10 protein-coding genes are annotated in these 9297 nt (G+C 68.8%); 5 read left to right on the forward strand and 5 right to left on the reverse strand.

Annotation, left to right across the window (positions count from 1 at the left end; translation table 11 throughout):
- From AB4Y86_RS05335 to AB4Y86_RS05345, 3 genes are all read right to left on the reverse strand, one after another.
- On the reverse strand, positions 1–971 hold a 971-nt coding region (locus AB4Y86_RS05335; protein ID WP_441400759.1), incomplete at its 3' end, for an aromatic amino acid lyase.
- Positions 972–1067: 96 nt separating this feature from the next.
- Positions 1068–2822, reverse strand: coding sequence for a urocanate hydratase (locus AB4Y86_RS05340; protein WP_441400761.1), 1755 nt, complete (start codon positions 2820–2822; stop codon positions 1068–1070).
- A 157-nt stretch (positions 2823–2979) separates the two neighbouring features.
- A complete protein-coding gene (locus tag AB4Y86_RS05345) occupies positions 2980–3804 on the reverse strand; it encodes an IclR family transcriptional regulator (protein WP_441400774.1) in 825 nt (274 codons plus the stop codon).
- A 281-nt stretch (positions 3805–4085) separates the two neighbouring features.
- On the opposite strand from AB4Y86_RS05345, the gene AB4Y86_RS05350 reads away from it, so the two are divergent.
- Positions 4086–4508 carry a hypothetical protein gene (locus AB4Y86_RS05350; RefSeq protein ID WP_441400762.1) on the forward strand — a complete coding sequence of 141 codons (423 nt, stop codon included), beginning with the start codon at positions 4086–4088 and terminating at the stop codon, positions 4506–4508.
- Positions 4509–4799: 291 nt separating this feature from the next.
- On the opposite strand, the gene AB4Y86_RS05355 is transcribed toward AB4Y86_RS05350, so the two are convergent.
- Positions 4800–5549 carry a 3-hydroxybutyrate dehydrogenase gene (locus AB4Y86_RS05355; protein WP_441400764.1) on the reverse strand — a complete coding sequence of 250 codons (750 nt, stop codon included), beginning with the start codon at positions 5547–5549 and terminating at the stop codon, positions 4800–4802.
- 201 nt (positions 5550–5750) lie between these two features.
- Here AB4Y86_RS05355 and AB4Y86_RS05360 point away from each other — a divergent pair, with 201 nt between their 5' ends.
- Positions 5751–6665 (forward strand): LysR family transcriptional regulator, encoded by a 915-nt coding sequence (locus tag AB4Y86_RS05360; RefSeq protein WP_441400766.1) that lies wholly within the window; start codon positions 5751–5753, stop codon positions 6663–6665.
- Between the two features lie 28 nt (positions 6666–6693).
- On the opposite strand, the gene AB4Y86_RS05365 is transcribed toward AB4Y86_RS05360, so the two are convergent.
- A complete protein-coding gene (locus AB4Y86_RS05365) occupies positions 6694–7641 on the reverse strand; it encodes a spermidine synthase (protein ID WP_441400768.1) in 948 nt (315 codons plus the stop codon).
- A gap of 181 nt (positions 7642–7822) precedes the next feature.
- On the opposite strand from AB4Y86_RS05365, the gene AB4Y86_RS05370 reads away from it, so the two are divergent.
- The 3 genes from AB4Y86_RS05370 to AB4Y86_RS05380 form a co-directional block, all read left to right on the forward strand.
- The gene (locus tag AB4Y86_RS05370; protein ID WP_441400770.1) at positions 7823–8719 is read left to right on the forward strand and encodes a hypothetical protein; all 897 of its coding nucleotides are present in this window, start codon (positions 7823–7825) and stop codon (positions 8717–8719) included.
- Complete coding sequence (locus AB4Y86_RS05375) at positions 8716–9147, forward strand: phage holin family protein (RefSeq protein ID WP_441400772.1); 432 nt, start codon at positions 8716–8718, stop codon at positions 9145–9147. Before AB4Y86_RS05370 ends, AB4Y86_RS05375 begins: the two co-directional genes overlap by 4 nt.
- Before the next feature lie 15 nt (positions 9148–9162).
- A partial coding sequence (locus AB4Y86_RS05380; RefSeq protein WP_441400776.1) for a DUF3618 domain-containing protein occupies positions 9163–9297 on the forward strand: 135 nt, incomplete at its 3' end.

The following is a 9297-nucleotide window of genomic DNA, read 5'->3' on the forward strand; positions in this document are numbered from 1 at the left end:
GCCAGTTCGCGGGAGGCGACCAGGGCGGCGTGGTCCACGGTGTCCCGGATGGCGCCGGCCACCTGGGGTGCGCAGCGCAGCGAGTAGGCGTCCTGGACCTTGGTGTCGTTGATCCGGTGCGAGGCCACGATCGCCGAGTTGGAGAGCACCCGGAGCATGTTGTCCGCGGCGGCGGCCTGGCCCGGGTGCGGGCGGAGCGCCGCGTGCAACTCGGGCAGGAACACCTGGTCCGTGCCGAGCAGCGCCTCAACGCTGAGCGCGGCGGTGATGTCCGCCGTCGTCAGCAGCTGGCGGAGGTCCGCGATGGCCATCAGCAGCATGCCGAGCATGCCCTCGGTGCCGTTGACCAGGGCCAGGCCCTCCTTCTCCGCGAGCGTGACGGGTTCGATCCCGTGTTCGGCGAGGAGCTCGGCGACGGCGGGTTCCCCGCGGCCGCCGTACCGCACGCCGTCGGGTCCCTCGGCCTCGCCTTCGCCCATCAGCACAAGGGCACAGTGCGACAGCGGGGCGAGGTCGCCGGAGCAGCCGAGGGAGCCGAATTCGCGGACCACCGGCGTGATGCCGGCGTTGAGGACATCCACCATGGTCTGCAGCACCACGGGGCGGACGCCGGTGCGGCCGGACGCGAGGGTTTTGGCGCGCAGGAACATGATGGCGCGGACCACTTCGCGCTCCACGGCCGGGCCCATGCCGGCGGCGTGGCTGCGGATCAGGGACTTCTGCAGCTGGGTGCGCAACTCTGCCGGGATGTGCCGGTTGGCCAGGGCGCCGAAGCCGGTGGAGATGCCGTAGGCCGGGGTCTCGCTGTGCGCGAGGTCGTCGATGTGGGCGCGGACCTTGGCGACGGCGTCGAGGGCGTCCTGGGCAACGGTCACCTGGGCGTCGTGGCGGGCGACGGCGACAACGTCCTCGGGGGTGACGCCGCTGGAGCCGAGGGTGACGGTGAGGGGTGAGTGCGTGGTGATGGTCATGATTCCTACTTCGTTATCGTCGATTGCTCCGTAACGGCCCTTTTGGAGGCTCAAAACGGCGTTTACGGAGCAATCGACGAGGATTTGCGGGCTTGGTTAGCGGGACTCTGGGGCCACGCGGACAGGGTTCCCTGGCCGAGCTTGCGAGGTGAGGGAGTCCGTGGGGAGCATCGGGATGCGGACGCCGCGTTCGTTGGCGACCTCGACGGCGCGGTCGTAGCCGGCGTCGGCGTGGCGGATGACGCCCATGCCGGGGTCGTTGGTGAGGAGGCGTTCGAGCTTCTGGGCTGCGAGGTCGGTGCCGTCGGCGACGGAGACCTGGCCCGCGTGGATGGAGCGGCCGATGCCGACGCCGCCGCCGTGGTGGATGGAGACCCAGGTGGCGCCGGAGGCGGTGTTGAGCAGGGCGTTGAGCAGCGGCCAGTCGGCGACGGCGTCGGAGCCGTCGGCCATGGCTTCCGTTTCGCGGTACGGGGAGGCGACGGAGCCGGAGTCGAGGTGGTCACGACCGATCACAATGGGTGCCTTGACCTTGCCTTCCGCCACCAGCCGGTTGAACAGCAGGCCTGCCTTGGCGCGGTCGCCGTAGCCGAGCCAGCAGATCCGGGCCGGCAGCCCCTCGAAGTCGACTCGCTCGGCGGCGGCGTCGAGCCAGCGGTGCAGGTGCTTGTTCTCCGGGAAGAGCTCTTTGATGGCCTTGTCCGTGACCGCGATGTCCTCGGGGTCACCGGAGAGCGCCACCCAGCGGAACGGGCCGAGGCCCTCGCAGAACAGCGGTCGGATGTAAGCCGGGACGAAGCCGGGGAACTCGAACGCGCGGTTGTAACCGCCCTTGCGGGCCTCGTCGCGGATGGAGTTGCCGTAGTCGAAGACTTCGGCGCCGGCGTCCTGGAACTCGACCATGGCTGCCACGTGCCTGGCCATCGAGGCCTGCGCCTTTTTGGTGAAGCCTTCCGGGTCGGCCGCGGCCTCGCGGTGCCAGTCTGCCACCGTGATGCCCTCGGGAAGGTAGCTGAGGGGGTCATGGGCGGAGGTCTGGTCGGTGACGATGTCGACCGTGAGTTCGCCGGCGTTGTGGCGGCGCAGGATCTCGAGGAAGACGGCGGCGGCGTTGCCCACGTAGCCCACGGACCAGCCGCGGCGCTCTTCCTTGGCTTTGAGCACCTTGGCGATTGCGGCGTCGAGGTCCGTCTCTACCTCGTCGAGGTAGCGCTTGCCGGCCCGGCGGCGCAGGTGGCTTTCGTCGACGTCGACAATCAGGCAGGCGCCGTCATTCAGGGTGACGGCGAGCGGCTGGGCGCCGCCCATGCCGCCGCAGCCGCCGGTGAGGGTCAGGGTGCCGGCCAGGGTGCCGTTCTCATCCCCGGTGAGCTTGCGCGCGATCGCGGCGAAGGTCTCGAAGGTGCCCTGCAGGATGCCCTGGGTGCCGATGTAGATCCAGGAGCCGGCGGTCATCTGGCCGTACATCATCAGGCCCTCGGCCTCGAGTCGGCGGAATTCGGGCCAGTTCGCCCAGTCGCCCACCAGGTTGGAGTTGGCCAGCAGTACCCGGGGCGCCCATTCGTTGGTGCGGAAGACGCCGACCGGCTTGCCGGACTGGACCAGCAGGGTCTCGTCCTTCTCCAGAGTTTCGAGGGTGCGGGTAATCGCGTCGAACGCGGCCCAGGACCTGACGGCGCGCCCGGTGCCGCCGTAGACCACCAGGTCATCGGGGCGCTCGGCGACCTCGGGGTCGAGGTTGTTCATGAGCATGCGCAGCGGGGCTTCCGTCTGCCAGCTCTTGGCGGTGAGCTCGGTGCCGCGGGTTGCTTTGACCGGGCGGGCACCGGTGGTGAAATCGGCGGGTGCCATGGAGACTCCTAGTTGTCTGGACGGTCCGGGGAAGCGGTTCTGTCTTAACTAAAGCGCGTGGGGTGTGCCTGAAACAGGGGGTCTCCGCGGTCGCTGTCCGGGATGCCAGACCCAACTGACTCGCATTACTTGTCGCTTTGGGCGCCCAAAACGGCACTTACTGCGAGCTAGTTGGGGCCGGGCGGCCATGGATCCGGACCGAGAGATCGTCGGCGGTTTTCTTGACCCGCGCGGCCAGGACCGGCCACTGTTCCGCAGGCAGTTTGTCCTCCAGGAACGTCACGGCGACGGCGGCCGTCGGCCAGCCCGCATGGTCAGTGACGGCCGCCGCGATCGAGCCGAAGCCGGGCGTCACCTCGCCGTGTTCGGTGGCGTAGCCGCGCTGCCTCACCTGGTCCAGGTGCGAGGACAGCGCGGAGTACTTCATGATGGCGCCTTCCATCTCATGCCGGGCGGTGAACGCGGCGGCAGTCGGGTACAGCGCGCGGACCTGCGACTTGGGCAGCGCCGCCAGGATGGCTCGGCCGCTGGCGGTGAGGTGGCTGGGCAGCCTGACCCCGACGTCGGTCACCAGCGACGGACGGTTCTTGGCCCGCTCCTCCACGATGTACAGCACGTCCCGCCCATGCAACACGGCCAGGTGTGCGCTCTCGCCGATCGCGTCCACGAGCGAGGCCAGCAACGGCCGGCCGAGCCGGGACAGCGGCTCTTGCCGCGAATAAGCCGAACTCAGTTCGAAGGCGCTGATGCCGAGGCCATAGCGCTGTTCCTCGTGCAAATGGAGGACAAACCCGTTCGCTTCCATCACCCCGAGCAGGTGGTAGACGGTGGAACGCGGCAGGTCGAGAGCCGTGGCAATGTTCGACGCCGCCATCGGGCCGCGCTTGGAGGCCAGCAGCTTCAGGATCCGCAGGGTGTTCTCGGCGGCCGGAACCTTGGACGCCGGCCTGGCCGGCGAGGAGTTGGTGCTGGCGGTTGGCATGGGTTCCTCTTCGATGTCGGGCGGCGTCGGGGCAGCGGCGCGGCGGCGGCGCCCCGGGCGGCGCGCCGGGGTGTCCGGGATCCCGTACTCCAGCATGCACCCGGCCGCCTGGAACCGGGAAGTGCCTGACCGGCACAGCGTCTGGGATACCGGACGTTCGCGCGGCGGGCCGCCGGCACCCGCGGTCCGGCGCTGCCCCGAGCGCGGGACCTCCGCCCCTAGGCGGTGCCCGGTAGTGGTGCTTCGCTGTTCAGACCCGTCGGAATGCCAGGAGGTCCAGCGTGCGCTGGTTGATTGCGGGCACGGCCGCAGCCGCGGCGAAGGACGCGGAAGATCGGGGCCGGCGGTGCCGCAACGCCGGGCTGAAGGCCGTAAAAGCGGTCCACACTTTCGCCTGGTTCACCATCGAGGGAGCGATGGTCTACGTCCTCTACGCCGGCTTCCGCGGCCGCTCGGACCGGAAAGCCGCGCTGGCAGCTGCCGTGGTCGGCACCGAAACTGCGATCTTTGCGGCCAACGGCTTCCACTGCCCGCTGACGGCGGTAGCCAGGAACCTGGGCGAAACCGACGGATCCGTGACGGACATCTACCTGCCGAAGTGGTTTGCGCACAATCTCCCGGCCATCCATGTCCCGCTGATTGTATTGGCGGTCGCGCTCCACGGGCGGAACCTCCGCCGGCAGGCCGGGCCTACCCGCAGGTAAGTAGTCCGAGCCTGCGGCCCCAGTGATTGGCGGCACTAAAGGGGTAGCTGTTACTCGTGTTACTCACGACGCCGGACCTTACCGTGGTTGTACGACGTTACCGGACCCACCGGCACCTCTGCTGGGGAGTCTGCCGCTAGGGCCGGACCGCCGGGGCTCCGCCGCTGACCTGAGCGGCGGCGGGAAGCCCGCCGCGCTGAGGTGAGACTTGGTGCTCCGGTCTCAGAAACTGGGCACAAAGTCTCACCTCGGCAGCAGCGTCCCGCGGAGGGGCGAGTACCCCCGGGCTCCCTACCTGGCGGACCAGCCGCCATCCATGGTGTAGCTGGCGCCGGTGACCATGCCGGCGTCGTTCGAGGCCAACCATGCCACCAGCGAGGCCACCTCTTCGGGTTCGACGAGCCGCTTCACAGCCGCCTCGGTGAGCATGATCTTGGCCAACACCTCGGACTCCGGAATGCCGTGCACCTTGGCCTGGTCCGCGATCTGCGACTCGACCAGCGGCGTCCGGACATATCCCGGGTTGACGCAGTTCGACGTCACCCCGTGCGCGCCGCCCTCCAGTGCCGTCACCTTGCTGAGCCCTTCCAGGCCGTGCTTAGCCGAGACGTAGGCGCTCTTGAACGGCGAGGCCCGGAGCCCGTGGACCGAGGAGAGGTTGATGATCCGGCCGAATCCGCCGGCATACATGTGCGGCAGCGCGGCCCGGATCAGCAGGAATGGTGCCTCCAGCATGAGGGTGATGATGCGGCGGAAATCGGCCGGATCGAACTCCTCTATCGGGCTGATCCGCTGAATTCCGGCGTTGTTGACCAGGATGTCGCAATCCAGGCTGAGCGTCTGCAGCGCTTCGACGTCGAGCAGGTTGACCGTCCAGGCGGTTCCCCCGACCTCGTCGGCGAGGGCGGTGGCGGCGGCTTCGTCGACGTCGGCAACCACCACCTTTGCGCCCCTGGCGGCCAGGGCCCGGACGCAGGCTGCGCCGATCCCGCCGGCGCCGCCGGTGACCAGTGCCTTGCGGCCGTTGAGCGTATTTTCCATTCCCAAGCCTTCCAATTCAGAGATTCGCGGCCCTCAGGTTCACGCGCTTCAGTGGTGGATGCTGCCAAGCCAACACGATCGGTGTCGACCCGGTCCACGACTGTGACGCGCGGCACTAAAAATGGGCTTCATTGAGTATCGCCGCACAGTCCCTGCGGTTCAATGGGCAAACCGGCACCACATGTGTGCAGAATTGCAGATATGAATGCAAATCCCGACGACCTCCTGGTGCTGCTGGCGGTCTCGCGCTCGGCCCGGTTTACAACGGCGGCCCAGGTTCTGGGCCTGAACCACACCACGGTTTCGCGCCGGATCTCGGCACTGGAGAAGGCCCTCGGCGGCCGCGTCCTGTCCCGGGCCTCCGGCGGCTGGGAACTGACCGAGCTCGGCGCCGCGGCGGTCGCCGTCGCCGAGCAGGTGGAAGGGGCAGTGCGTTCGCTCGAACAGCCAGGCAAGGCGCCCGACCCGGTCACCGGCGTCGTGCGCATGACGGCCACGGACGGTTTCAGCGCCTACATCGCCGCACCCGCGGTGGCCAAGCTGCGCCGCCGCCACCCGGGGCTCAGCGTGGAGATCATCACCGTGACCCGCCGCGCGCTCCAACAGCGCTCCGGGTTGGACATCGAGGTGGTCGTCGGCGAGCCGCAGGTGCACCGCGCGGAGGCGGCGAGGCTCGGCGAGTACATGCTGGGCATGTACGCGTCCCGGGACTATCTAGCCGAGTACGGGACGCCGACCTCGGTGGACGAACTGAAGGAGCACCCGCTGGTCTACTTTGTGGACTCGATGCTCCAGGTGGATGACCTGGACGCACCGCGCCGGCTGGTTCCGGCCATGCGGGACGGGCTGAGCTCCACCAACGTCTTCGTCCACGTGGAGGCGACGCGGGCCGGGGCGGGAATCGGCTTCCTGCCGTGCTTCGCCGCCGACCTGCACCCGGACCTGGTCAGGTTGCTGCCGGACCAGTTCGCGGAGCTGCTCCCCTACTGGATGGTGCTCCGGCCAGATTCCTTGCGCCGGCCCGCCGTGGCCGCCGTCGCCCATGCCCTGCGCCGGCAGACGACCGCGCACCGCGAGGCGCTCCTGGGCCGCGGAGGCACAGCGGCTGCTCCGTAAACGCCGTTTAGGGGCCGCAGAAGGGCCGTTACGGAACAGTCGACGACGGCGGGAGCCCGGCTTCCGGCGCGGGAGCAGTCGACGGCGATGCCGGGTCGTGGCGGACAGCCGCGCCGGCGGCGAAGGCCCGCACCCGGGCGTCGTCCCAGATCTGGGCCGGCACCGCGCCGCCCAGCAGGCGCCGCGCGAGGCCGGGGTCGTCGGCGAACGGCAGGTCGCTGCCCGCAATGATCATGTTGCCGTAACGCCGGCCCTTGAGCATGGCCGGGTCCGCAATGATCACCGTGTGCTCGAAGGCCGCCGCGATGGTGGACGCATCCTCCCGGGCGTTGGTCAGGGCGGGAGCGTCGCCGGAGTTCACCAGGTAGACACCGCCGGGCGCCAGGACGCGCTTGGCCTGCTCGGTGAACTCCTTGGTGGTGAGCGGCCGCGGGGTGACGGCGCCCGCGAACACGTCACGGATGACCAGGTCCCTCGTCTGCGGCGTGAGGCTCTCCGTCACTTCCCGGGCTTCGCCCACTCGGAGCCGCAGCAGCGGCGCCTTGGGCAGGTCGAACCAGCCGCGGACGTACTCGGCGAGTTTGCCGTCCAGCTCCACCACCACTTGGCGGGCATCCGGGTAGGCCGCGTGGAAGTAGCGCGCCAGTGAGCATGCTCCCCCGCCGAGGTGCAGGGCGCGCAGCTTCGGCCGGTCCGCCGGCGGCCAGCGCGACTCCACCAGGGCGGCGATCCAGCGCATGTACTCGAAGTCGAGGAACAGCGGGTCAACCAGGTCGATGTGGGAACTCATGACGCCGTTGATCCGAAGCAGCCAGCCCGTTGAATTGTCCTGGTCCGGGATCAGCTCGCAGTCACCGGTGTCGATGTAATAGACGCCCGCCACTGGACCGTCCGGGCGAGTGCCCTTCGGCACTTCCACCACTCCCGGGCTCGAGGTCCCGGTATTCCGGCCGGCAGCCCTGCCCCGCTTCGCCATCAGCCGTCCACCGATTCACCCATGGTTCAACCCTAGCTGGCTGTCGGGACGGGAGATTTTCCGAATCTGCTTGTAATCGAATAGTCAGCGTGCTTACTATGAATTAGTAATCATGCTTACTATTCGAGTTCGGCGTCGCAGCACCCAGCCGGCGCCAGATCTACAAGGAAAGAGAGCGACGATGACAGAGAACCAATGGCCCCAGGACAGCACCTACGGTACCCCCGGACTGGTAGAGGGCGAGCCTGAATTGCGGCCGAGCTCAACGTTCCCGCCCGCTTACTCCGGCACGTCCACGACCGAGACGTCCTCGAAGACCGACGCCGCGAAGGGGGAGGCCGGTGAAGTGACCCGGCAGGCTGCAGACTCGGCCCAGAACGTCGCCCAGACTGCCAAGGACGAAGCGGCAAACGTGGCCGGCGAAGTGAAGAGCAATGCCAAGGACCTCCTCGCCCAGGCGCGGACGGACCTTACCGCGCAGGCCGGCACCCAGCAGCAGAAGGCCGCCCAGGGCCTGCACTCCATCTCCAGCGAACTCCACTCGATGGCAGACGCCTCGGACCAGCCCGGTGTTGCGACGGACCTGATCCGCCAGGCCGCCGAGCGCTCCCAGTCTGTTGCCACCTGGCTCGACAACCGGGACCCGGGTTCGCTGCTCAACGAGGTTAAGTCGTTCGCCCGCCAGCGCCCCGGCACGTTCCTGCTGGCAGCCGCCGGCGCCGGCATCCTCGCCGGACGCCTCAGCCGGAGCCTGAGCGCCGGCGCCCCGGATACGGCCTCCAGCGGCACTGCATCCACCGGCACCGCGGCACAGTACAACGCGCCGGTCACCCGGGTGCCCGACGCCGGCGTCGCGGTTCCGCCGCCGCCGGTCACCTACCCGGAAACGACGACGGCCGGCTTCGCAGACACCTACCCCGCCACACCGGGCGTCGAGACCTACCCGCCGAACCCGCTTGAGGGATCCGGAACGCAGGCCGACCGGTGGGCCGACGACCCACTGGCCGCGGATCCGTACCGCCTCGATCCGGCAGTCGACCCCGACCGTGAGGATCCGTTGAACGGAGGCCGTCGATGAGCAGCGAGATGCCCACGGGCGCCCCGATGCCTCCCACTGAGGCCCATGTGAAGGCCGAAACCAGCTCCCTGGGCGACCTGCTCGGCGACGTTACGAGGGACATGTCCACCCTGATGCGTCAGGAAGTGGAACTCGCCAAGGCCGAGCTGAAGCAGACCACCAGCCGTGCCGGCAAGGGCAGCGGCATGCTGGCCGGCGCCGGCGTCGCGGGCCACTTCGTCCTGCTGTTCCTCTCCCTCGCGCTTTGGTGGGGGCTGGGAACGCTGATGGGACTCGGATGGTCCGGCGTCATCGTCGCCGTCATCTGGGGCATCATCGGCGCCGTTTTGGCCTCGATGGGCCGCAAGGAACTCAAAGCGATTAAGGGCCTGCCCCAGACCGCGGCGACGATCCAGGAAATCCCCCCGACCCTCAAGCCCAGCCACTAGAGCGAGGAATACACAATGAGTGAAAACCCGGATGCCATCCGCGCCGACATTGAAGCAACCCGCGCCCGGCTCGGCACCAACGTCGACGCCGTGGCCGACAAGGTCACCCCGTCGCACATCGTCCAGCGCCAGACTGACCGAGTCAAGGAA

Source organism: Arthrobacter sp. 2YAF22_2 (genome assembly GCF_052114645.1).
Lineage (GTDB): Bacteria > Actinomycetota > Actinomycetes > Actinomycetales > Micrococcaceae > Arthrobacter.

Excerpts from the sequence above, each read along its gene's own strand:
- AB4Y86_RS05340 (WP_441400761.1), bottom strand. The coding sequence starts at position 2,822 with ATGGCACCCGCCGATTTCACCACCGGTGCCCGCCCGGTCAAAGCAACC.
- AB4Y86_RS05345 (WP_441400774.1), bottom strand. The coding sequence starts at position 3,804 with ATGCCAACCGCCAGCACCAACTCCTCGCCGGCCAGGCCGGCGTCCAAG.
- AB4Y86_RS05355 (WP_441400764.1), bottom strand. The coding sequence starts at position 5,549 with ATGGAAAATACGCTCAACGGCCGCAAGGCACTGGTCACCGGCGGCGCC.
- AB4Y86_RS05360 (WP_441400766.1), top strand. The coding sequence starts at position 5,751 with ATGAATGCAAATCCCGACGACCTCCTGGTGCTGCTGGCGGTCTCGCGC.
- AB4Y86_RS05365 (WP_441400768.1), bottom strand. The coding sequence starts at position 7,641 with ATGGCGAAGCGGGGCAGGGCTGCCGGCCGGAATACCGGGACCTCGAGC.
- AB4Y86_RS05370 (WP_441400770.1), top strand. The coding sequence starts at position 7,823 with ATGACAGAGAACCAATGGCCCCAGGACAGCACCTACGGTACCCCCGGA.
- AB4Y86_RS05375 (WP_441400772.1), top strand. The coding sequence starts at position 8,716 with ATGAGCAGCGAGATGCCCACGGGCGCCCCGATGCCTCCCACTGAGGCC.